This is a genomic window from Paenibacillus sp. OV219 (assembly GCF_900110075.1).
In the GTDB taxonomy this organism is placed as follows: domain Bacteria; phylum Bacillota; class Bacilli; order Paenibacillales; family Paenibacillaceae; genus Paenibacillus_Z.
Genome location: NZ_FOCJ01000001.1, coordinates 703,357 through 726,561 on the forward strand (window position 1 = coordinate 703,357; position 23,205 = coordinate 726,561).

The following is a 23,205-nucleotide window of genomic DNA, read 5'->3' on the forward strand; positions in this document are numbered from 1 at the left end:
CAAGATTAACTCTTCGACTTGTTCGAGGAGTTTTTCTTATGTCGCCTGAACGAGATTCCGCCAAAGCCGCTGATGACCGCAATGTAAAATCCGGCGTCGTACCACCATCCGATGTTGTGAGCTTCATATACTCGGATGTGGTGTTTGAATATGCCAATAATGAGAGAGATGGGAGCAATCCAGCCGTGCCATATGCCCCAGAAGAATCCTGCGGGTCGATCCGCGTTGTTGACGCCGTCGCCTGGCACACAGCCTGTTAATGTAAGTACAGTTACGGTTAGTAGTATCAGGATGAAGAGCGCTCTTACTTTCATTTTCATAAATAGCACCTGCCTTTCTTAGTATGAATCTATTCACAAAAGGACGACCCCATGCACCTCAGCGCATCTGGTCGTCCCTTTTTCTTATCGCTATTTAGCTTCAATCTCGACAATGTCGTTGTTCACGTTCTCGCTCACGACTTCTTGCTCAGGCTGCCTCTCTCCGTGTAATGAGTGAAGGTGCTCGAGATGAGCCTTACCCCAATCATTCATCGCCATTAGGACCGGAGTTAAACTGCTGCCGTGCTCAGTCATGGAGTATTCCACTTTAGGTGGAATTTGCATATAGATTTTGCGGTTAACGATATCGTGATATTCCAGTTCCCTCAGCTGCGTTGTCAGCATCTTCTTCGTAATTTCCGGCAAAGCGCGCTGTAGTTCACTGAATCGCATCGTTCCATTCATGAAGAGCTGATACATAATCGAAGGCTTCCACTTTCCGCCTAGAATTTCAAGTACTTTTGTAAATTCACAGTTCTCAGACATTAACATTCTCCTTAGGTATCTTTTTGTATACTATGTCACATTAATGTGCCTACTTTTCAATATGGTCCCTAGAGGCTATTATACAGCCATAACATACACGCATTCAATTGAAGGCATAGTTGTTAAAAATAACCGATAAGGGGAGAATGAAAGATGAATATTGCACTTTGGGTTATTCAAGGGATATTGGCATTGGCGTTCCTTATGGGCGGCATGATGAAAGCATTTCAGTATACGAAAGTGAAGGCGAGTATGCCTTGGGCACAAGATTATTCCAAGGGAATGGTCCATTTCATCGGGTGGTCGGAGTTGCTTGGAGCCATCGGTTTGATCGTACCTTTCGCGACGGATGTTGCACCAGTTCTCACTTCCATCGCAGCGATTGCACTCGCTGTAATCATGGTACTGGCAATTGGCGTACATGCGAAGCGTAAAGAGAATCAAGCGATTGGGATGAACGTAATCTTCGTCGTGCTGCTCGTCATCGTTGCAATTGGTCGCTGGTAGGAGGGACTGCTATGATTTCACCTGTATTTCTGGCGCACGGGTCGCCAATGACGATATTCGAGCAATCTGAATTTACGGCTTTTCTTAACCGTTACGGCAAAGAGAATCGTCCAAAAGCAATTGTAATCTTCTCCGCGCATTTCGAGAGTGAGATGACAACCATTGCCGCTACAGACGATGTTCATGAGATGGTATATGACTATTATGGGTTCCCGCCATCGTACTATCAGGTGCAATACCCGGCAAGAGGCTCGTCGATTGTCGCGAATATAGTAGAGGAGCGGCTTCGCCGTCACAACATCCCTGTACAGCAGAAGTATCGCGGGCTCGATCACGGTGTCTTTCCGATCATGCTGCATGCCTATCCGGAAGCGGATATTCCGATTGTGCCCGTATCGGTTAACCCGTTCTTGTCTCCAAGGGAACATATCGCAATCGGCGAAGCGCTGCAGGGGCTTGAGAAGGATGGCATTCTTGTTATTGGAAGCGGGTTTCTGACGCATAACTTCAACGAGATTGATCGTGCAGGAGATGCTGCGCCGCGGCAGTGGGCTGTGGAATTTAGAGATTGGATTCGCGAGAAGGTACTGGCGCGCGATATCGAATCGCTCAGCAACTACGATACGCTAGCTCCGCATGCAAGACGCGGCGTTCCGCGAGCAGAGCATTTTGTACCGCTGCTCATTGCGCTCGGGGCGAATACGCCGGGGCATGAGATTCGTGTTCTCTATGATACGATTGAGCACGGTTCGCTAAGCACGCTCAGCGTGCAGTTCTAGTTAGGCGATCCGGTTTCTTTCGAAAGAAGTGTTGACTTCACTTTAGTGACCGTGGTATATTAATTCTCGCCGCTTCTGAAGAAATGAAGAAGCTGCTTATGAGATTTGCGGTCGTGGCGGAATTGGCAGACGCGCTAGATTCAGGTTCTAGTGTCAGCAATGACGTGGAGGTTCGAGTCCTCTCGACCGCATTATACTTAAAGGTGAAGCCCTTCAGATGATTCTGAAGGGCTTTTTTTTTGTTTACACGAATTGATGATAGTTCCTGTTCCTTCTCTTTGATATAATTGCCTCTACACCATAATCTAGTACAACCAAAGGGAGAAGAAACAGTGACTGAGAACATGTTGAAGCGAACGTCAGGCAATCCGATCTTTGAAGGCTGGTATGCAGACCCTGAAGCTAGAATTTTCGATAACAAGTATTGGATTTACCCGACTTATTCCGCCCCTTATGAGGAGCAGACTCATTTCGACGCGTTCTATTCTACGGACCTGATTGAATGGACGAAGGTTGATCGTATTCTTGAGATGAGCAGCATTTCGTGGGCGTGGAGAGCATTATGGGCACCATCTCCGATTGAGCGCGGCGGCAAATATTATTATTATTTTGCGGCAAATGATATTCAGAGTGACGATGAGATCGGTGGCATTGGCGTAGCGGTCGCTGACCGGCCTGAAGGGCCTTATCGCGATGCGATTGGCAAGCCGCTTATTGATAAGTTCCATCACGGCGCTCAGCCTATCGACCCGCATGTCTTTATCGACGATGATGGAAGCGCATACTTATACTACGGCGGCTGGGGACATTGCAATGTCGTGAAGCTGGATGATGATATGATCAGCATCGACAATTTTGAAGATGGCGAGACGTTCAAGTCCGTTACTCCGGAGCATTTCGTTGAGGGCCCATGCATGATTAAACGCGATGGCTTCTATTACTTCATGTGGGCGGAAGGCGGCTGGGGCGTGCCGGATTATTCGGTCGCGTACGCAAAAGCAACGTCGCCGCTTGGGCCGTTCGAGCGTGTAGGGAAGATTTTGCAGCAGAATCCGGCAGTCGCAACAAGCGCAGGTCATCATGGCATGATTCAAGTACCTGACACAGATGAGTGGATTATCGTCTACCATCGCCGTCCTCTTACGGAGACAGACCGGAATCACCGCGTCGTCTGCTTGGATCGCATGGAGTTTGAAGAGGATGGAAGCATCCGTCCTGTACAGCTGACGTTCGAAGGGGTTAGCGCACGCCCAATCGGAGATTAGCAGGCAACGGCAACAACTCGTCCACACCAAATGAATGCGGTTTTCATAGATTAGCATATCTGGTGATGGAAGGAGTTGAACTATATATATGACGCATCTCATTGATTATAATGTCAGTGTTCCTGCTGTTGTTACAGACCAGGTGCATATTCCGATACCTCAGACGCCGGACAAAGTCATTCTGGCTGAACTCGGCATCTTTATTGCGCCTCACTTTACAAACAACCGTGTGCAGCTGATAGCGAATGTCGGCGTAACGGGAGATCCAATTGAAGCAAGCATATCGCAAATCTTGTTCCGTGTTTTCCGGGGTACCCAAGAAATTTACTATGCCCTGCAAGGGGTTGAGGCGGACTTCGAGAGAAACGAGATCGTTACGCTGCAAGTTATCGACATTAACGTGCCGATTGGAGCTCACGGCTATTCCCTCTATGTGGAGAAGTTGAGCCAATTCGCGGAGGTTACGATTGTCGGTCCAATCAACATGAGCGCAGCTGTATATGCAGTCTAACCGTACCCAACGACCAAGATGGGGATCAGCGATGATCCTCATCTTTTTCTTTTGCGCGCCACTCTTAACAAATACATAAATTTTCCTGTTCACACAAACAATGAAGGAGAGTGAGTCTTGATACAACGAGAGGAACGTGTGCAAAATGACCCAGATGAAGCGGGCGAAATGGACAGGCGTATGCGCCATAATGGCTGCGAGCATGCTGCTTCTGCCCATTGGCGGCGGTACGGCTAAGGCAAGTATACAGAGCGACTTGAAAGGCAACCGCCAGGTAGCCATTGTCATTGATGATTTCGGCAACAACATGACGGGAACGCCAGAGATGATGGAGCTCCCGGTTCATTTTACAGTGGCAGTGATGCCGTTCCTGCCGACGACGAAGCAGGATGCGGAGCTTGCGCATAAGCTCGGTCACGATGTGATCGTCCACATGCCGATGGAGCCGGTGCGCGGCAAGCCGGAATGGCTTGGCCCTGGCGCGATTACAACCGTAATGAGCGATGAGGAGATTCGCAAACGCGTCGAAGAAGCGATTAGCGCTGTGCCACATGCCGTTGGGATGAATAACCATATGGGCTCCAAAGTAACGGCAGATGAGCGGGTCATGCGCGTCGTACTTTCCGTCGTGAAAGCACATGGCATGTTCTTCCTCGACAGCCGAACAACCTATAAGACGGTGCTGCCGAAGCTGACAGCAGAGCTTGGCGTACCTCTATTATCGAATCAAGTCTTTCTTGATGATGTATATACAGCCAGTCATATCTCGAAGCAGATCGGCATTCTGAGGAAGTATCTGGAGGATCATGACAGCTGTGTCACGATCGGCCATGTCGGCCCTCCGGGCAAGCTGACAGCTTCGGTTCTTAAAGCGAGCATTCCAGGCATGAAGTCCAGCACAACGTTCGTCACTTTATCCCAAATGATCGTTCCGTCAGCGGAGAAGGATATAATTCCGCACCCCTGAGTTGATCGCCTCCGCAAGCTCAACCTGCTTGCGAGGATCGAGCAGCATCTCGCGGTCGCCCTCGTGACTGAGAAATCCCAATTCTACGATGACGGCGGGCTTCTTAACGACATTGAGCAGATAGAAAGGCCTGCCAACGCGCGGAAGCGCCCTAGTATTCTGTTTGCGGTTCAGCGCATCCTGAATGCAGAATGCAAGCAGCGCGCTCTCTCCCTCATTCTGATGGAGCACGAGCGGTCCGTGCTCAGTCTTGTCAGGCGCCCAATTGACATGAATGCTGACGAGGATGCGCGTCTGGATTTCTTTGGTCAATTGGCTCCGCTGCGACAGGTCGCGTCTGTGCCTTGAGCTGGCTGGGTTCCATCTATTGTCGTCGCTTAGCGCGTAGTCGGCATCGCGATTGAGAACAGCTTTAATGCCGTTTGCACTTAGAAGCAAATAAAGCTTCTTGGCAATCGCGAGGTTGATGTCTTTCTCCAGCACATGTTCGTGATGAGCGCCGCCGTCAATGCCGCCATGTCCGACGTCGATCAGCACTTCCGCGCTTGGCAACGCTCGCTGGTAATCCGGTGGCAGCACTTGAGTGCCGGTATACTTTGCAGGCGCATCCAGCGGATAAGTGTCGGCGGCACATAATGCCGGCTGTGAGGAGCTTAGGGCGAGAACCGTGCAAATCGGTAAAAGGAGACGGATCAGCGTTCGGTGAATGAGATCTGCTGACATGATTATGCCAAACCTCCAGTTCCAGAAGACTTTAGGTTAGCGTGGCACAGTCCAAGGAAACTCATTCATGTTTGAAAGAAATGATTAGCGGAGACACTGTAGATATGCAATTCACACGGGAAAAGGAGTGGAAACGTTATGGCTGTTGAAAAACCGGAAGATTACATTAAGTTCATCACAGGCAAAGCGATTAACTTCATTGATACGCCAATGGATACACGCAGAGAGAATCGCCAAAAAGCCAAAGCGACGAAAGAGCCTTGGCTGACACGTTGGTTCGGTATTGGCGGATTAGGTGTCATGCAGTGGATTAAGTCATCGTCTCGTGATCAGACGAGCGAAGAACGTCCTGAGTTACCGGATTTACCTGATTTACCGGTAAAAATGACCTAAATCGTTCATCGTCGCCATCGGGATGTAGCGCGATCCTTCATAATCCACTTCGACGAAGATGGACGAGCTGTTCCACCTGTGATAACCGATAGCGGGGAATACGAAGAGCACAGTCTGGCGATACAGCTCCGCAGTATAGCGGATTTGGCTCATTTGATCCAGATATTCAGGGAGATGCAGCCGAACCTGATCATACGATAGCGGAGATTTGGTCAGCCAGGGCATCCGTTCATACGGATCGAAGCAAACATTGGCTCGAGCCCCGGATACGGCGGAGAGCGTCTGGGCCTGCTGCTTCAGCTTCGCGGACACAGCTGCTGACTGTTCGTCCCACATTTTATTATTAATAGGCAATGCTTCCGCTGTCCACGCGTCCAAATAATAAGTTCCGCTAGTTGCTGTTGTCCATTTCCAAACAGCGAGCACCGGAGAGAGGTAAAGCCGTTCCAGATGGAGCGGCTTTTTTGTGGCTTCAGCGAATGATGTAATCAGTCCTTGACGGATCAGGGAGCGATAAAGGGTATTAGGATCAAAGGCGGGATGATTGCCAGCTCCGTATTCCCCAAGCGCAAATCCGCCGTTCGCGGTTGCATTAACAATCATATAGCCAACAGGTTGATGATTGACTTGGAAGGTAACCAGCCATCCGTGCGTGCCAGGGCCGATTGGGACGATGACAGGCGTTGCGTTCTTCCACGCGCCGAACCCTTGCTGCTTGGATAATGTGTCGGACCATGCTTTCACTTGCTGCTCCAGCTTCGACTTCACTTTGGCAGGTGCATGAATGTCGCGAGCGGCAGCAGCGGCGGCTGAAACCTCGTTATTCATCAAGAAGAAAGCGGAGACTAGTAGGGCCAAAATGAGGATAAGGCGACGTAAGCTGTGCAATATGCATCACCTGCTGCTTCCTTAAAATTTGACTTCCTCGGCGAGTATTCGATCCTGACACCGTCATTGTAACGAAATGGGGCGAAAAAGGGTGTAGGAACCTGTCAATCGGCATGGACAAGCATTGTTCTATTTTTGCCGGATGATTGGTTCATACCGCTGTTCTTGTCGCATCATGCTGACCTGTATGGTTCAGCCTATTCCTTGCAAGTAAAAGATACCGCAATTGATGGCGGAAGCCGTCACGCGCGGCTCGTATTGCCAACGGATTTCATCCCGTCGACGCTCGAATTGCTCCGTAATTTGAGGTTTGTTCTCTTCCTCGGCAGATTCCAGAAGCGGCTCGTAATAGTGGTTAATCGTTTCGAGCTCCTCGTTTAACCGCTTGGCAGCAGCAGCTGCCCATGAATAATCGTAATTCCGCAGCTTTCGCTCGAGCGTCTGCTCCGCAATAGCGGCTGCTTTGACGAGTGTGAACGCATTCTTGGCGGTATGCACATTCGGCGGCAACTTCGGTGTCATGCGGTATTGCAGGAGCCGGTCATGGAACTGTTCGATGCATTGCCCTGTCGCCAGTGATATGCCGAAGGAGTGGATTTCTTCACGTTTCATATCGCAGGCGAATTCGACCTTCATGTTGACACCTAACCACGCGCTGTAAGCGGTTGAATCGAGCGGGTGGTTGCTGCGCTTATCCGGCTCCTGGAATAAGCACAGGTAGCTGCCGCCTTGACGCGAAGATTCGAACAGCTGATTAAGCCGTCTTGAGCCAAAATAAAGATCTTCTCGTGGGACGCGAATGTTCGTGTTCAGTGTGCCGTGAATGTAGCCGAAGGAGCGGCCGAGCACGGCCTCTGTGGAGTTCGGTCCTGGAGCTGTCTGCGGAACGCCGACTACTCCATTTGCTCCAACAGCTCCGCTCGTCCCGGTGCTACTGGGAGGTTGCTTGGTTTGCGAAGCTTCTGCCAGAGCTGTCGTTTGATTGTCGTACTTCTGCTTATCAGTCACGAGCAGGAGTGACATCGTCTCAGGCTCTGCGCCAGTGCGATCGACGAAGCTCCAATAATAGGGGCGGTTCGTCAGGTCGCGATCTGCCTTCGGTGACAGCTTGACTTGAAAGTGAGCTGGCGATTTCTCCACGATATGGCAGCCGGTAGCATCCAAGTACCGCTGTACGAATTTTTGAATTTGACGTTCGTTCATGGTCTCACCTCAATTGTTTGGCCAACGGCATTCATAACAGAGTTGATTGCACTCATCTCATCATCTTCTAGCTCCACTTCATCGCGGATGCGGTTGAGGGAGTTGCCGAGATCGTCAATTTGCTTGCGCAGCAAATCACCATTGCCTCCGGTCTCCAGCATGAGCCTAGCCAGCCGCTGCTCCAACGATTCGTTCTTCTCGAAACGTTCGAGAATATGATCTAACTCGCCGATGACAAGCTCGAACAGATTGATTTTCTCATGGAGCAGACTGACGATATGTTCTTCGATTGTACCTACCGTGCACAGATTGTAAATCCGCACATCGCTCGTCTGGCCGAGTCGATGGACCCGTCCAATTCGTTGCTCCACTCGCATCGGATTCCATGGCAAGTCGAAGTTGATCATATGGTGGCAGAATTGCAGATTAATGCCTTCACCGCCGGCCTCGGTTGCGATAAGAACTTGAGCGCGGCCGCGGAATAAGTCCATCATCCAGTCTTTCTTGCCTCGGTTCATCCCTCCGCGGTACGGAACCGCAACCATATTGTTGGCGCGGAAATACTGAAGCAGGTATTCTTGTGTCGCCCGGTATTCTGTGAAAATAATAACTTTGTCATTCATCTCGCGGACAAGCTCCATCGCTTTCTCCGCTTTCGTATTGGAGGTGATAGTGCGAATGACTTCGACAAGCTCCCATATCTTCGCGCGATGCGGAGAATCCTCCGGAGTCTTCTTGAACATATTGACGAGCGTGACGAATACGGCATCGCGGCTGCTGCACACCTCGCGCTGCAGTGTGACGAGTGAAAGTAGGCTCGACAAATCTCCGTCCGATTCACTTGCGCGATCCCGGACGAATTTCGTCACACCATCATAGAGCGCTTGCTCTTCGGTCGAGAGGTTCAGCGGAATATTCTTCACGATCCGTTTCGTGAATTGAATATCGCCATCGCCGCGGCGGTTGCGGATCATGACGGTAGACAGCGCTTCGTGCAGTTGCTCCTCGTTCTTCGGCAGCCGCTTATCGAGGACGAAGTTCGCAGCGAATTCATTCTGCCCACCGAGCTGACCCGGCTTGAGCAGCGTAATCAAGTTATACAGCTCGTCCAAATCGTTCTGCACGGGCGTTGCCGTCAGCAGAAGGCAATATTTCTTGCGGAGCTGGTTGACGAACTGGTAGTTGGTTGTTTTCTTGTTCTTCAGCTTATGCGCCTCATCAATGATGAGCACGTCATAGTCCTGCGCGAGCAGCCGTTCGCGGTGTGGTTCACGCTTCGCGGTGTCCATCGAAGCGACGACGACATCGTTGTTCCAAGAATGCTCTTTCTTCTGCGCGACAGCTGAGATGCCGAATTTGCTGTTCAGCTCGCGCACCCATTGCAGCACGAGAGAGGCAGGAACGAGGATAAGTGCCTTCTTCACTAAACCTCGCACGATATATTCTTTCAGTACGAGACCAGCTTCGATCGTCTTGCCAAGGCCAACCTCATCGGCAAGAATGGCTCGTCCGCTCATCTCATGCAGCACCTTGCGCGCTGTCGAAATTTGATGCGCCATCGGCTCGAAGGAAGGGAGGCTGCGTAAGCATTGCAAATCATCGAAGCTCTCAACGAGTCTCGACTGCTCAGCTTCAATCGCCAGCTGATACATCGTCCAATCGTCCCACGGGCCGTTGCGGTCAACACGATCCTGCAGATTGTGAAGCCAGGTGCGGTCGAATTGTAAATCAACGCTCGGATGCAGCTTGCGTTTGACGGCCGGAGCCTCTTGTATGGGGTCGTTAGTCGGTTGCATGTGCTTATCGGACTCCTTTCAGTGACCAGGCTTAGCATAAGAAAGCTTGACCTATCTAGTAGTATGGCCTTTAAGTATGCTTTTCATAAGGAAGGAGAGGGGCGGGGGATGGGCAAAAGAAAAAGACCCTCAAATGGAGGGTCTCTCGTGAACATTTATAGCTTCTGAAGCTTCGAAGGATTGTTGATCTTGTAGCGGACAGGATGCTTGGTCAGCTTCTTCTCCACGATTTTGCACTCGAACGTAATCGTATGTCCGATTTCGAGCTCCAGCTTCTTCAGCGTCGCACTGTAGCTGGACCATGCGTCACCGAGCTCGATGACAGGCTCCGTAATAGAAGCCGCTTCATAAATGATGACTTCATCCTCAGTTTCAGTGAAATTGTTCGGCACGGTCGTGAATTCCTTCACCGTTGCCGTCATTCTCACCTTATCCTCCGGTAGTACAAGCTTAGGCGCCTTCTCTTTCTTAGGCGCTTTCTTCTTCGGCTCCGCTGCAGCAGGAGCCTCGGTTGCTGCATCAGCTTCTGCAGCCGCCGCGGCCGCATGAACAGCGGCAGTCTCAGCCGATTCCACAGCCGCCTCAGTCGATGCAGATGCCGTATCGCTGACAGGAGCTTCTTGCTCGCTGCTGCTTTCATCGGCCTGAGCCGCTTGCTTCACACCGAAGCTTGCTGTCTGCATTTCTTTCAAATAGGAAGGGTGAATGCAGTGCTGTTGCTTATTATCAAATTCGAGTACTGCCGTCATGTTATCGACGTAGCCGACAATGGAGCAGGTCGTGTTAAGGCCGCCGCCCTTATATGCGAAAAGTTTCGTCTTCGTAGCTTTCTCGGATAATAAGCCCCATTCTTTACATTGCTGGATTTGCTCATCTTCGCTAGCGAAGGGAGTGTAAGTGAGGGGCGCGATCATGAACGTATGTACCATTAATTCTCCGCCTTTCGATAGGGATACAACAACCAGTTTACCATGTTTTACGTGCGGGATACACGTTTTCTCTATTGAATAATTAGTCGTTAATATGTATATTTATACAATATCTATGGAGGTGAGCGCTAATGAACATGAACGTGGTAGAGTCAATTGAAGAACTAACGATGAATGCGTGGCCGTCCCTGCAAACCGTAACCTATGGGGGCTGGTTGCTGAGATTTGCGAATGGTTATACAAAGCGGGCGAATTCGGTCCATGCGATGTATGGTGCAAATAGGGATGAAGCAGAATCAGAAGCCGTGCTTACTGCACGTATTGAAGCAAGCGAGGCATTGTACGAAAGAGAAGGGCAGCCTGCAATCTTTAAGCTGACTCCGATATGTCCGAGCCTGCTTGATGCTGAGCTTCAGAAACGAAATTATGCCATAGCCGATCCTTCACGTGTTATGCTAATGGAAAGTCTGGAACATGTGCCAGTGCCGCACCTATCGCGTATTGTCGTAGAAACAGCACTAAGCAATGAATGGCTGGCTCGCATGTGCGCGTTCAATGAGATTACAGAGGCGAATAAGGTGAACTGCGCCAATATGATCAAACAGTCGAAGGCGAAGCAGGCTTTCTTCACGCTCTACGATGACGACCGTCCGGTTGCTTGTGGGCTAGGCGCATTAGAGCGGGGTTACCTCGGACTCTATGATATCGTGACGAATCGCTCAGACAGAAACCGTGGCTATGGCGCGGAGCTCATTCTCCATATGCTTGCATGGGCTAGAATGAACGGAGCAACGAAGAGCTATCTGCTCGTCGTAGGGAACAACGCGCCTGCAAACCGTTTGTACGAGAAATTGAATTACAAAGAAGTCTACCGTTATTGGTACCGCGTACAACAAAACGTTGGCTTCATATAGCTAGTATAAAAGGAGGATGCGGCATGGAGATCCGGCTTCGCGGACATCATTTGCTCTGTCTGCTCGGATTCCGAGGGATGGGCTATTCTGTTGAGTTCTCAGCGAATATGCGCGTTGTATATAACGAGCTGCGCGACAAGCCTAAGACGCTTATCACGATTATCGGCGGACCTGATGACTTGTGCGCATGCTTCCCGAAGAACGCCGAGCAGCACTGCGAGAATCGTTCCGTATACGAACACGACAAACGCATACTCGATAAGCTCCATTTCGTTTCTGGCATGACCTTGCCATGGGAGGATGTTATCCACCGCGTTCGAGCAAGCATGCAACCAGAGGACATCAACACCCTCTGTTATACATGCGAATGGCGCTCTTATGGGGTCTGCGAGGCAGGCGTTCGGACGATTAATCAAGGAGATTGGATGCCGCCGTTGTAAGCTTATTAAGCTTCAGCTTTATGTACGATAGGGAGCAATGTCATGAATCGCTTCGAAGCGGAAGTCAGCGGAACGCCGCGAAGGATTGCAATGCCGATGTGCCGCTCTGGCGGAGCAGGAGTGAGCGGGATTTCGACCAACTCGCCACGAGCGAGCTCCTGCTCCACATAATTACGAGTTACAAAAGCAAGTCCGAAGCCGCTCATGGCAAATTGGATGAGCAAATCCATGCTCCCAAGCTCAAGCTCAGGCTTCAGCTGCACGCCGCCCGCTGTAGCATAACGGTCAAGAAATTGCCGCGTGCTACCGCCTGGCTCCAGCATAATTAGCGGATATTCGTGCAATTGTTCGAGCGCAAGCGGCTGCTGCTGCAGCCGGCGTGATAGCTCCGCATACACCTTACCGCCGACCAGACAATCCTGCTGCGGCAAGCTCTGCTTGAATTCGATTTTGCGATCTTCCACCGGCAAATTGACGATACCGATATCCATCTTACCCTCTTTGAGCAGTTGCAGCGTCTCCGGCGTCGTTTGATTCGTCACATGAATGCGGATGTTCGGATATTGGTTATGAAACTTCTCCAGAAAGGGAAGCAAATAATGCTTGCTCAGCGTATCGCCCGCTCCGATTCTAATCTCGCCATCGTCCAAATTACGCATGTCCGATATGCGCTTCTCCCCGGATGCGATCAGATTGAACGCCTGCTCCACATATTGCAGCACGACTTCACCTTCAGCGGTTAATGATACCCCTTTGGCCGAGCGGAAGAACAGCGGTCCGCCTAATGCTTGCTCCAGCTGCTTAAGAGTATGACTTATCGCCGGCTGTGTAATATGCAGCTGCTCAGCGGCTCGAGATAAACTACCCATTCTCGCTGTCCAGTAGAACGTTCGATACCATTCCATATTAATCTCGTTCATCGCATTACCTCATCTTATAGTTGATATTACTTATATCAATTATTCTAATGCCTACTCCTGCCATTATAATCAACCTTGCAAGCCAAGTCATTAACTAGGTGCGGGAGGCGATAGTATGCCAGTAACGGCAATTGTAGGGGCAAACTGGGGCGATGAAGGTAAGGGCAAAATGACGGATGTGCTCGCAGCGCATTCATCATTCGTTGTGAGGTATCAAGGTGGCAGCAACGCGGGACACACGATCATTAACGAGTACGGCAAGTTTGCACTTCATATGCTCCCATCGGGCGTATTTTATCCCCATGTTACGAATGTGATTGGTCCAGGTACGGCGCTTGATGCCGATGTACTGCTGCAAGAGCTGCAACAACTAGAGGATCGCGGCGTTCCGAAGCCGAGCGTGTTCATATCAGATCGGACTCAGCTTGTCATGCCTTATCACCGGTTATTCGACCAACTGGAAGAAGAACGATTAGGCTCGTTAAGTTTTGGTTCCACACGCCGGGGGATTGCGCCGTTCTATGCTGATAAATATGCGAAGCTCGGCATTCAAGCTGCCGAACTGTTTGAGCCAGCCAGACTTCGCAGCCGCTTGTCCCAATCACTCGCAGCCAAGAACGTATTATTGGAGCATCTATACGGTATGCCTCCGATTGATCTTGAAGCGCTGCTATTGGAGCTCAACGAATACGCTGCTAAGCTTCAGCCATATCTACTGAACACAACAGAGCTGCTGCATCGTGCTAACCAGAGTGGAGCATCTATCCTCGTGGAAGGTCAGCTCGGTGCGCTTCGCGATCCGGATCATGGTATTTATCCATACTCTACTTCATCCTCAACATTAGCTGGATTTGCTTCGGTAGGTGCAGGAATTCCGCCAGGCAGCATAGAGCGTGTCATCGCAGTGGTGAAAGCTTATTCCAGCTGTGTGGGGGCAGGGCCGTTCATCTCCGAAATTACAGGTGAGGAAGCGAATGCACTCCGCCTCAGAGGAGGAGATGCAGGAGAATTCGGTGCGACGACCGGAAGGCCGAGACGGATGGGTTGGTTTGATGCGGTTGCGACCAGATATGGCTGCATGGTCCAAGGGGCGACGGAATTAGCGCTCACGAACCTCGATGTGTTGGGATATTTGGAGGCCATCCCCGTATGCAGCGCATACCGGCTGGCGAACGGAACCATTACTCAAGAATTCCCGGTGAACGCCAAGCTGGAGGGAGCGGAGCCGGTTCTGAGCAAGCTTCCAGGATGGAGCTGTGATATTAGCGGCGTCAGAGAGTTTGATCAGCTTCCGCCAAACGCGATTTCGTATGTGGAGTGGATGGAGCAAGCGATTGGCATACGTATCGGCTCCATTTCCGTTGGTCCGCATCGGGATCAACTCATTAAGCGGTAGCATGAGTGAGCAAACACTTACATAGCTATACAGTAAGAACAAGCTGTTTCTGCATGATTCCAGCTAAAGTTCGCTTAGCTATGGAGGTGTCTGTACAAAACGATGTTTAAAGTGACGAGACAACAGCAAGCTTTCTTCGATACGTTTGGCTATTTAGTGTTCCGTGGATTGATGCAGGACCGAATGATGGAGATAACGGAAGAATTCGACCAGGTGTTTCAGAAGCTTGGGGGCAACTACAATGGCAAGCCGCATAATTTCAGAAAGACGTCGACCATTGTCGCCTTTCTCGGCCACAGCGAGAAGCTCGCTTCGTTGCTCGATGATCCGCGTGTCCATAACATTTGCTCGACGCTGCTTGGCGAGGACTATAATTATCTGACGAGCGCAGGCAACAAGTATGTCGGCGACACCGGCTGGCATTCGGACACAACGATGGAAAAGACGTGGCCGGGGAACTTGAAGAGCATCAACCTGTCGTTCTACCTCGATCCGATGACAAGTGAAACAGGCGCACTCCGCATCATACCGGGAAGCCAGTTCATCGGCGACCAGTTCTCAGAGCTGCTGAAAGCACAGATTCATACGGCGGATATGCATGGTCTGTGGGGCGTGGAACGGTCAGAGCTTCCTGCCATTCCGATTGATATCCGTCCAGGCGATCTGCTTGTCTTCAACAACTATGTGAAGCATGCGGCATTCGGAGGGGGCAATAATCGCAGAGTGCTGCTCATTAATTTCTCCAGACATTATACAGAGGAGCATTTGGACGAGCTTCATGAGTATGTCAGCACATTTGCTCCTTACTGGGTGGAAGAGCTGCATGGCGAAGCCGTATTGAACGAAGCGGGCGAGGAGCGGATGCGTCATCTTCGCCAAATCCAAGACAATCAGGCGCATCTACCTGCGCTTGCACGGGCGGCACGGGCTGCAGCTCAGCAATCGTAATATGAAATTAGGCGGCAGGTTCATCCGCGCAAGGCGGAAGAACCTGTTTTTTTATCGGCATCTCGGGTAAGCTTAAATGGATTTGATTTTGACTGGTACAAAGTGTAAGATCACCTGTATTATGAGCAATGGCAACAAGAAGAAACGGGGAGAGACTTCGTGGGTAGTAAAGCATCTATGATCGCAATGTGGATCTCTCTGCTGAGTAATGTGCTGTTGACGGGATTGAAACTCATCGTGGGGGTCATGTTTAACAGTCAGGTACTCATCGCGGACGGCATCCACAGTGCTGGCGACATTATTGCTACGGCAACCGCGTACAGCTCGATGCGTGTGTCGGGCAAGCCGCCGGATGAAGATCATCCGTACGGTCACGGCAAAGCGGAAGTGCTCGGCGCCGGTGTCGTTGCGTTCATCTTGATTGCAGCGTCACTCTATATGGGCTATCATGCCGTCCTTGCATTCTTCGGGCCGCCTTCGGAAGCGCATCTCATCGCACTTGGAGCAGCCATTATCTCCTTGATCGCGAAGCAAATTCTATATGTCTACACGCTTCGGCTGAGCAAGCAGACGAATAGCAAAGCGATGCTGGCGACTGCTTATGACCACTTGGCGGATGTCTATGCATCACTTGCGGCGACAATTGGTATCGGGCTTGGCTGGCTCGGCGAGCGAATGGATATTGATTGGCTCAGCTACGGGGACCCTGCTGCAGGCGTCGTCGTGTCGTTGCTTGTACTGAAGCTCGGCGTCGATATGGCGCGCGAGACGATGGATGTACTAATGGACAAGAGTCTCAGTCCTGACAAAATCGAAGATATTACGGAGCATTTGCGCGAAGTGTCCGAAGTAAAGCGAATTGATCGGCTGCGTGCACGGGAGCATGGGCATTATGTGCTCGTTGATGCGCGTGTCGCTGTTCTTGGAACGCTGACGATTCAGGAAGGGCATGATATTATTCGCAAAATCAAACAGAAGTTGATGGATGCCCATCCCGAAGTAGACGAGGTGCTCGTGCATTTGAATCCGTGGTACGAGGACGATCAGCAATGATGTGGAGAGCCGGTTTGGATCATTATCCAAACCGGTTTTTTGTCGAATTTTGCTTTTTTAATTGTGCTGTTGCAACCTTTTCCAAATAGCCGCCGTCAGTAAGCGTGTAAGACAGTTTAACCTACTAAACTTACTACGAAGGTAGCGAGAGGAGAAAATGATGATGAACAAGAAGAAAGTATTGATAGTAGCTACACTAGCGGGGCTTATGGCTACGACGGCAGCGGTTGAGGCGTCCGGCTTTTTGCAAAAGGTACAAGGCTTCCTGCGCAGCGATGTAACGGTAACGGTTGACGGTGAGAACACTCAGATGAAGCCTGTCTTTATCGACGGTAAAGCTTATCTTCCGGCGAAGAGCGAGGCGGCTGCTCTTGGCTATGATGTATTCTATAACGCGAAGGAAAAGCGTCTGGAACTGAAGTCCAAAGAAGTTGTTGAACAACCGGGGGAGCAGGATTTGATTCGGATGCAAGGCATTATTGAAGACGTAACAACTGGCACGGACGGCTCGACTCGCATTACGGTGCTTGGCAGAGGCGGCAGCAACTGGATGGTTCTAAGCATTGATAAGGATACAGTACTTACAGACAGCAATGGCAAGGCGCTTGATCCGAAGGCGCTGAAACCTGGTCAAGATATTCAAGAAGCGCAATATGGGCCAATCGTAGCGATGAGCTACCCAGGCCAATCCCATGCAGCGAAAGTCATTGTTGGCACTGACCACCTTGTGAAGGATGCAGTTATCCAATCGGTGAAGAAGACCGATGACGGCTGGCAGGTGATGATTAATAATAGCGTGAACGGCGAGTCGGCAACAGCAGTTGTTCTGAACGCGGGCAAAGAAACGCAAGTCGTTGACCAGGAGCGTCAGCCGCTTGAATTCTCGAAGCTGACGGCAGGCATGAAGGTCCGCGCTTACTACGGCCCAATCATGACGAAGAGCCTTCCGCCAATCAGCCCATTGTTCTACTTAGTTGCAGATACCTCTGCAAGTGCGACGCTCTCTCCAGAGGCAGTAGCAGAGTTTCAAACGCTGAGCTGGAATAAGCTGACTGACGATCAGAAGAGCCATCTGAAATCGAAGAAGGAAGAAGCGGAAGTGACTCTAACGAGTGCAACCGACTCCGGTATTCTGGCGAGCACGGATGAGCAGAAGAAAGCTCTTGCCGATCTGAAAGCGAAGGGCGGCAATATCGTCGTTGTTTCTTACAAAACAGATCAAGACGAGCTAATTGGACCATTATCGCTTGGCTTCGACAGCGAGTCGAAAACGTTCATTGGCTACGGAATCCGTAAATAAGGTATAGGATTAAGAATGAAGGATTGTCACGCAGCCATCCGTGGTTGCGAAAGGCAATCCTTTTTTTTGCGGAGACCTAAGAAACTATGGATTGCCAATCTTTGGTCTTGCCGGATAGAATGGAGGATATGTCAGTTTATTACTTTTAAGTGAGGGGAATCCATGCCACAGATCCTACACCGCATTTGGAAATATCGGCTCCACTACATAATCGTCTTTCCGGCGCTAATGCTGCTGTTTATATTCAAAGGCATTCCGTTATGCGAAATGGCATACAGCGCCTTCGTGGATTACAAAAATATGCAAGGTTTATGGGGCAGCGAATGGGTGGGACTAGCGAATTTCCGGGCATTATTCGATAGTCCGGCGTTCGGCACGGTTGTGAGAAATACACTAATTATGAAACTAGGCTATACACTTGCTTGCGGCATTGCGGCCTTTGTTGCTGCGCTTGCGCTCAGCTGTATACGCAACTCTCGCTATCGAAGCGGGTTAGCGGCGCTCTTCCTCGCACCGTATTTTATCCCGTCGCTCTTATTTGCTTACTTGGTTATGTTCATTCTATCGCCGGCACAATCCCCGTTAGGTGGCATTCATACATTAGTGTTAGCGAGACCGGAGCTGTTTCGCACATTGTTTATCACATTGGAAGTGATCAAGACTTGCGGTATCCCGATCATGCTCGCGTTGGCAGCAATCGGGGCGGCGCAGGCGGCGATGGAAAAAGGGCTAATTCCGAATCGCGCGAGCTTCAGCGGACGGCATATCCTGCCCGCAATACAAGCCATTGGCGCGTTCATGCTCATGCAGTTGTCGACCGTGCTTACACAGGACACAGAGCTGCTTCGGATGCTCGTCAATCCGTTCGTCTTCGAGAAAGGTGATGCACTTGGCAGCTACTCGTTCCGGCTTGTCTATGAGAATTTTGAAGTGAATCTCGCTGGTCCACTTGGCTTGTTCTGTCTGTTGATTCAGCTGGCAGGCACGCTGCTCGCGTATGCAGTGATTCGGCGGACATTCGCTAGGACACTTTTCGCAGCAAGCTCAGCGAGTGAGAATGCGATTCAGCCCAATCGTCGTTATAACGCAGCTGGGATCATAATCGGTACAGTGCTGGCGCTTGTCGCAGCTTTCGTTCTCTACATGTTCTTTGTTTACCCATTCACCGTCAAGTATGCGAAAGGTCTAGGATTAGGCTCCTTACTCTCACTGAGAAATTACATACAATACTTGGCGTTAGATCTAGCTGATGTGATCCCGTTCATGCTCATTACGGTGACGCTAGCGTTCCCGCTTACTGTCAAAGATTTGCCTGGGAGAGGATTGTATCGACTCGTACTGCTAATTCTGCTTGTTATGGGGAGCGGAACATTCTATGAATTCCTCTTCTACAAAGACTTGCAGATGCTGAATACGATCTTCCCGATGTTCATCTCCGGTATGTTCTCCATTCTGCCTATCTTTATCTTGCAAGGCATTGCAAACAGCCGAATGGCGATGCATGAAGATGCAGAGGGGAAGGGAGAGCTGCATAAGTTTTTCTACGTTTACTTGCCTACTTGCAGGCGGCCATTGCTAGCGCTTGGTGCACTGCAGTTCGTGATGCAGTGGAACTCGGTGACATTGCCTACCATCATCTTAAGCAATCCTTCGATGTTCCCGCCATTGCAGCAATTTATGCAGGTGATGCATGCAGGCACCGGTACGGACGCCGCCTATAGTCCGGCAGTGCTGCTGCAGTTCGGAGCTATCATTCTACTGCCTTCTCTCATCGTGCTGCTGGTTTTCCGCAAGTGGCTGACAGTCGCTGTATTGACTTCTCAAGTTCGAAATCTATAGTGGTCAAGAAATGATTTCCATCCTATTGACAGTAGGTGAAGCAGATGCAGCGTTCCATTATTTTAGCAGCCAAGCTCTTTGAACATAACGATGAGAATCGGATGACGTTTTACTGCCTGGTCCCGGACGTTAAGGAAGGATATATGGCACTTAATTTAGGGTTTGGCAGGGCCGATTACGGATTTTGGAACGGTCTTCATCGGGTGCTCTCCATCCTGAATCGCTCCTACCGCGAATGCGGCATCGAACTTGCGGTATCACCGGCTCTTTTCTCGATTATTGGACAAGCCAAACAACAGGTAACCACGCTGCTAGATAGCTTCTCATCCTACCAGCTCATTCCTGCCGATACCTACTATGATCGTCTTGATATCATTCATGAATTGAGCATTGCAGATGGGATAAAGCCAACGGAGCTCAAAGGGTACACCCTTGTAGAGGCTGCTGCTGCAGCGTTAAAACCACCCGTTGCTTCAAATGAGAAGCTGAAAAAACACGACTATTATACGGAACTCTCGATACCTTATGAAGGTGTGGTGCTGGATTTCGAAACCACTTCTCCGATCGTAGAGTATGCCAAAATCATTGAGATCAGCGCGCTAAAGTTTCGAGACGGCCAAATCATTGATACCTATAACACGCTGGTTAATCCAAAATCTAAGATCCCGAAGCAGGTTAGACTTTTAACCGGTATAACCGATCAGGATGTAGCTGATATGCCAACTTCGTTTCAAGCGCTTAAGCAGCTGAATCGGTTTCTCCAAGGGACGCCAGTGCTCGTTGGGCACAACATTCAATATGATTACCGGGTACTAAAGGCGATGTGTAAAAGAGCCAATACACGACTCTGGACGGGGAAGCTGCTATGCACATTGAAGCATTCAAGGCAGCTCAATCTTCCGATAATCAGCTATGATCTATCTACCCTATGTGAAGTGTTCGACATTGTGAATGAGCAGCCACACCGTGCGTGGGCGGATACGAAAGCTACGTTTGAGCTAATGAAATGCATTTACCAATCGCAGCTCGTGTAGTGTTATTCGTTGAATAGTAAACCAAAAGGGCTCTTCATCGAACAGCGTAAATGCTGATTCGAAGCAGAAGCCCTTTATTAATGCGCGTATATGAACTACGAGTTATTCGCTCGGTACTCAGTCGGACTCTGCCCGGCTTCCTTGCGGAAAAATTTGGCGAAATGATTCGTCTCCTTAAAGCCAATCTGATCGGCAATTTCCTTGATGCTGAGCGTCGTCGTTGTTAAGAGGATGCGTGCTTTATCCGCTCGTTTGCGGCTCACATATTTAAGCGGCGGCACGCCGAAATGCTTCTTGAAGTAAGCGATAAAATAGTTCGGATGCAGATGCGCCGCTTTCGCCATATCTTCAATCTTCAAGTTGCTCTCGAGATGGCTGTCGATATATTCTTGGATGAACTGGATGCGCTTCATATCCTCTGAGCGATGCTGCAGAATCGTAATCGGCACATGCTCCAGATAACGCGCGATAATCTCCAGCATAATCGACTTCTCCCGCAGCCGTGAAATAAGCGACGGGTTTGCATGCAAGCTGACGAGCAGCTTGAACAGAGCCGTCATCTCTTCCTGATCGGCAGTCGTAATGCGCAGCGGAACGCCAATCCATTGGAACAGGTCGAATGGACCGATAGAGGCTGTGAAATGACACCAATATTTCAGGTACGGTTTCTTGCCTTCCAGATACGAATACGATTGCTGCGTGAAGGCGGGCATCAAGCAGAGTTCACCGGGAACCGGGTACATCTCATTGCCGTCTACCTTCAAGTAGCCTTCTCCTTCGACGATATAGTAGAGCTTATTATACTCGGGTACGTAGTCCATATCCCGCCAATCGGTTGTCACTTGCGTCTTCTGAGCATGACTTACGTCGACCTGCAGTGCCTGCAGCAGCTCCATTAAGGCGGAAGCTTCGCGTTTGTTTTTCATGGGATTCGATTCTCCTATTATTGCTTCTAAACAGGTTCTAGTTTCGGCTGTAATCGTTTTCTATATCATAGAGCATTTTGGAGGCGGGCGATACCGCAACCTTAATTTTGGCACCTTCATTCTTATTCTTAGCCATTGGAAACGCATTCTTGTTAGTCCATAATCGAGACATAGCTCGCGTTGCACAATTATGGGAGGTTGGATGAAGATGACGACAATCGCACAACCGAAATTGCTTACAGACGAACAGATGAAACAATTTATTACGGATGGATTTTTGATTTTGAAGACGGATTTCCCGCGTGAATTCCACGAACACCTTGTTGAGCAGCTGAACAACATTTATGACAATGAGGGCAACCCTGGCAACAACATTTTGCCGCGGATCCGGGAGCTTCAACGGGTATTCGAAAATCCGGTCATTACAGGAGCGCTCACAAGCGTGCTTGGACCAAACTACTTGCTCCATACACACCGTCACGGCCATTACAATTCCGTTCCTAAGCCAGGCGGCTGGCATAAGGACAGCTACTGGGGCTATGACCGTCTGCGCAACCATCATCCATGGTGGGCAATGATTATGTACTTCCCGCAGGACACGCCGCTAGAGCTCGGACCAACAGGCGTTATGCCAGGTACGCAGTATCAAGATCAGCGTAACTTTGTTTCCGATGAGAATGCAGAGGAAGCTACGGCAAAAGGCGAAGCGGGTACGTTTGCGCTCATTCATTACGATATTTGGCATCGTTCGACGCCGAACCTGCTCGGTCAGCCGCGATTCATGCTGAAGTTTGAGTTCATGCGGACTCAGTTCCCGACTGCGCCAACGTGGGATAATAAGGCGAACAGCTGGCAAGAGATTGCGGATGGCTCTGAGCTGAACGGTGTGATCGGCGAAGAAGTGTGGAACTGGCTCTCGGGCCGTACGGCTGCAACTGCGAATACACAGTCAGGCGATGCTGCTGAGATTGCGGCACTGCTGGAGGCTGTGAGCAAGACGGATCAGGAGCCTGCTGCGCTGACAGCAGCGTATGAGCTGGCGAGAAGGGGAGAAGCGGGCATTGCAGCACTGCTTCAAGCCGTTCAAGATGAGAACAAGCGCGTATCTCGTGCTGCTTCTTACGGACTATCGGTTGCAGGAGCAGGCGCTGTTGAAGGACTGAAGGCTCTGCTAGACGATAGCAGCGAACAGATCGTGAATCTTGCCCTATTCGCATTGTCCGAGCTGCGCGATCTGGCAGAAAGCGCCGTGCCTGCTGTTGCCGGACTGCTTGATCATCCGTCTGTGAAAGTGCGCCGTACTGCAATTGAAGCGCTCGGAATTATTAGCAGTGACGCAGCTGCTGTCGTACCTGCTCTTATTAAGGGACTCAAGGATGAAGATACACAGGTTCGCTTCACGACGGGCTTGTCGCTTGTGCGTATCGGTTCCGCAGCGTCCGAAGCAGTGCCGCATCTCGCGGAAGTGCTTGACGACGAGAACCGTTATGTACGCGGACATGCGCTTGAGGCGCTACGCTATATTGGCACGAAGGAAGCGCACGAAGCGTTGATGCAAGAGCTGTTCAATACTCGCTGGTGCTCGGATACGACGCCTGCAAGCACATTCTAATTTCTATTGAAGAAAGCCTTCGAAGCTGCGAACAACGCAGGTTTCGAAGGCTTTTT

The 23,205-nt window shown here is 50.4% G+C and carries 24 protein-coding genes and 1 tRNA gene; 16 read left to right on the forward strand and 9 right to left on the reverse strand.

Annotated elements, in window-relative coordinates:
- Positions 1-5: 5 nt before the first annotated feature.
- On the reverse strand, positions 6-320 hold the full coding sequence (locus tag BMY11_RS03035) for a hypothetical protein (RefSeq protein ID WP_256217278.1): 315 nt from the start codon (positions 318-320) through the stop codon (positions 6-8).
- Positions 321-410: 90 nt separating this feature from the next.
- A complete protein-coding gene (locus tag BMY11_RS03040; protein ID WP_090572980.1) occupies positions 411-806 on the reverse strand; it encodes a winged helix-turn-helix transcriptional regulator in 396 nt (131 codons plus the stop codon).
- 153 nt (positions 807-959) lie between these two features.
- Between BMY11_RS03040 and BMY11_RS03045 the strand changes: the two genes are divergently transcribed.
- The 6 genes from BMY11_RS03045 (at position 960) to BMY11_RS03070 (ending at position 4,835) form a co-directional block, all read left to right on the forward strand.
- Positions 960-1,313: a DoxX family protein gene (locus BMY11_RS03045; RefSeq protein WP_090572981.1), complete on the forward strand. Its 354-nt coding sequence runs from the start codon at positions 960-962 to the stop codon at positions 1,311-1,313.
- Positions 1,314-1,324: 11 nt separating this feature from the next.
- Positions 1,325-2,092 carry a DODA-type extradiol aromatic ring-opening family dioxygenase gene (locus BMY11_RS03050; protein WP_090572982.1) on the forward strand — a complete coding sequence of 256 codons (768 nt, stop codon included), beginning with the start codon at positions 1,325-1,327 and terminating at the stop codon, positions 2,090-2,092.
- 107 nt (positions 2,093-2,199) lie between these two features.
- Positions 2,200-2,283 (forward strand) — tRNA-Leu (locus BMY11_RS03055).
- Between the two features lie 153 nt (positions 2,284-2,436).
- Positions 2,437-3,357 (forward strand): glycoside hydrolase family 43 protein, encoded by a 921-nt coding sequence (locus BMY11_RS03060; RefSeq protein ID WP_090573507.1) that lies wholly within the window; start codon positions 2,437-2,439, stop codon positions 3,355-3,357.
- A gap of 88 nt (positions 3,358-3,445) precedes the next feature.
- Positions 3,446-3,868, forward strand: a complete 423-nt coding sequence (locus BMY11_RS03065; RefSeq protein ID WP_090572983.1) for a hypothetical protein — start codon at positions 3,446-3,448, stop codon at positions 3,866-3,868.
- A 145-nt stretch (positions 3,869-4,013) separates the two neighbouring features.
- Positions 4,014-4,835 (forward strand): divergent polysaccharide deacetylase family protein, encoded by an 822-nt coding sequence (locus BMY11_RS03070; protein WP_256217280.1) that lies wholly within the window; start codon positions 4,014-4,016, stop codon positions 4,833-4,835.
- On the opposite strand, the gene BMY11_RS03075 is transcribed toward BMY11_RS03070, so the two are convergent.
- Positions 4,803-5,558, reverse strand: a complete 756-nt coding sequence (locus BMY11_RS03075; RefSeq protein WP_090572984.1) for an N-acetylmuramoyl-L-alanine amidase family protein — start codon at positions 5,556-5,558, stop codon at positions 4,803-4,805. The two genes, BMY11_RS03070 and BMY11_RS03075, sit on opposite strands and share 33 nt — an antisense overlap.
- Positions 5,559-5,696: 138 nt before the next feature.
- On the opposite strand from BMY11_RS03075, the gene BMY11_RS03080 reads away from it, so the two are divergent.
- Positions 5,697-5,951, forward strand: coding sequence for a YqzE family protein (locus BMY11_RS03080; protein ID WP_090572985.1), 255 nt, complete (start codon positions 5,697-5,699; stop codon positions 5,949-5,951).
- Here BMY11_RS03080 and BMY11_RS03085 read toward each other — a convergent pair.
- The 4 genes from BMY11_RS03085 to BMY11_RS03100 all read right to left on the reverse strand — a co-directional run bounded on the left by BMY11_RS03085 (position 5,931) and on the right by BMY11_RS03100 (position 10,767).
- Positions 5,931-6,839 (reverse strand): hypothetical protein, encoded by a 909-nt coding sequence (locus BMY11_RS03085; RefSeq protein WP_090572986.1) that lies wholly within the window; start codon positions 6,837-6,839, stop codon positions 5,931-5,933. The two genes, BMY11_RS03080 and BMY11_RS03085, sit on opposite strands and share 21 nt — an antisense overlap.
- Positions 6,840-7,031: 192 nt before the next feature.
- On the reverse strand, positions 7,032-8,042 hold the full coding sequence (locus BMY11_RS03090) for a YqhG family protein (protein ID WP_090572987.1): 1,011 nt from the start codon (positions 8,040-8,042) through the stop codon (positions 7,032-7,034).
- The gene (locus BMY11_RS03095; protein ID WP_090572988.1) at positions 8,039-9,838 is read right to left on the reverse strand and encodes a DEAD/DEAH box helicase; all 1,800 of its coding nucleotides are present in this window, start codon (positions 9,836-9,838) and stop codon (positions 8,039-8,041) included. The genes BMY11_RS03090 and BMY11_RS03095 overlap by 4 nt, the downstream gene beginning before the upstream one ends.
- Positions 9,839-9,993: 155 nt before the next feature.
- A complete protein-coding gene (locus BMY11_RS03100; protein ID WP_090572989.1) occupies positions 9,994-10,767 on the reverse strand; it encodes a hypothetical protein in 774 nt (257 codons plus the stop codon).
- Between the two features lie 131 nt (positions 10,768-10,898).
- Here BMY11_RS03100 and BMY11_RS03105 point away from each other — a divergent pair, with 131 nt between their 5' ends.
- Both BMY11_RS03105 and BMY11_RS03110 read left to right on the forward strand, forming a co-directional pair.
- Entirely contained in the window at positions 10,899-11,681 is a 783-nt protein-coding gene (locus BMY11_RS03105; RefSeq protein WP_090572990.1) for a GNAT family N-acetyltransferase, read from the forward strand.
- Positions 11,682-11,704: 23 nt separating this feature from the next.
- Positions 11,705-12,121 (forward strand): DUF1284 domain-containing protein, encoded by a 417-nt coding sequence (locus tag BMY11_RS03110; protein ID WP_090572991.1) that lies wholly within the window; start codon positions 11,705-11,707, stop codon positions 12,119-12,121.
- 5 nt (positions 12,122-12,126) lie between these two features.
- On the opposite strand, the gene BMY11_RS03115 is transcribed toward BMY11_RS03110, so the two are convergent.
- Positions 12,127-13,041 carry a LysR family transcriptional regulator gene (locus BMY11_RS03115; protein ID WP_090572992.1) on the reverse strand — a complete coding sequence of 305 codons (915 nt, stop codon included), beginning with the start codon at positions 13,039-13,041 and terminating at the stop codon, positions 12,127-12,129.
- A gap of 115 nt (positions 13,042-13,156) precedes the next feature.
- Between BMY11_RS03115 and BMY11_RS03120 the strand changes: the two genes are divergently transcribed.
- From BMY11_RS03120 to BMY11_RS03145, 6 genes are all read left to right on the forward strand, one after another.
- Positions 13,157-14,437 carry an adenylosuccinate synthase gene (locus tag BMY11_RS03120; protein ID WP_090572993.1) on the forward strand — a complete coding sequence of 427 codons (1,281 nt, stop codon included), beginning with the start codon at positions 13,157-13,159 and terminating at the stop codon, positions 14,435-14,437.
- 102 nt (positions 14,438-14,539) lie between these two features.
- Positions 14,540-15,385 (forward strand): phytanoyl-CoA dioxygenase family protein, encoded by an 846-nt coding sequence (locus BMY11_RS03125; RefSeq protein ID WP_090572994.1) that lies wholly within the window; start codon positions 14,540-14,542, stop codon positions 15,383-15,385.
- Between the two features lie 177 nt (positions 15,386-15,562).
- On the forward strand, positions 15,563-16,438 hold the full coding sequence (locus BMY11_RS03130) for a cation diffusion facilitator family transporter (protein WP_090572995.1): 876 nt from the start codon (positions 15,563-15,565) through the stop codon (positions 16,436-16,438).
- A gap of 157 nt (positions 16,439-16,595) precedes the next feature.
- Positions 16,596-17,738, forward strand: a complete 1,143-nt coding sequence (locus tag BMY11_RS03135) for a hypothetical protein (protein WP_143069201.1) — start codon at positions 16,596-16,598, stop codon at positions 17,736-17,738.
- Between the two features lie 162 nt (positions 17,739-17,900).
- Positions 17,901-19,577 carry a hypothetical protein gene (locus tag BMY11_RS03140; RefSeq protein WP_090572997.1) on the forward strand — a complete coding sequence of 559 codons (1,677 nt, stop codon included), beginning with the start codon at positions 17,901-17,903 and terminating at the stop codon, positions 19,575-19,577.
- Between the two features lie 44 nt (positions 19,578-19,621).
- Positions 19,622-20,611, forward strand: coding sequence for a 3'-5' exonuclease (locus tag BMY11_RS03145; protein ID WP_090572998.1), 990 nt, complete (start codon positions 19,622-19,624; stop codon positions 20,609-20,611).
- A 95-nt stretch (positions 20,612-20,706) separates the two neighbouring features.
- Here BMY11_RS03145 and BMY11_RS03150 read toward each other — a convergent pair whose 3' ends face one another.
- Positions 20,707-21,537, reverse strand: coding sequence for an AraC family transcriptional regulator (locus BMY11_RS03150; RefSeq protein ID WP_090572999.1), 831 nt, complete (start codon positions 21,535-21,537; stop codon positions 20,707-20,709).
- A gap of 208 nt (positions 21,538-21,745) precedes the next feature.
- On the opposite strand from BMY11_RS03150, the gene BMY11_RS03155 reads away from it, so the two are divergent.
- Positions 21,746-23,149, forward strand: a complete 1,404-nt coding sequence (locus BMY11_RS03155; RefSeq protein WP_090573000.1) for a HEAT repeat domain-containing protein — start codon at positions 21,746-21,748, stop codon at positions 23,147-23,149.
- The last annotated feature ends 56 nt before the right edge of the window (positions 23,150-23,205 follow it).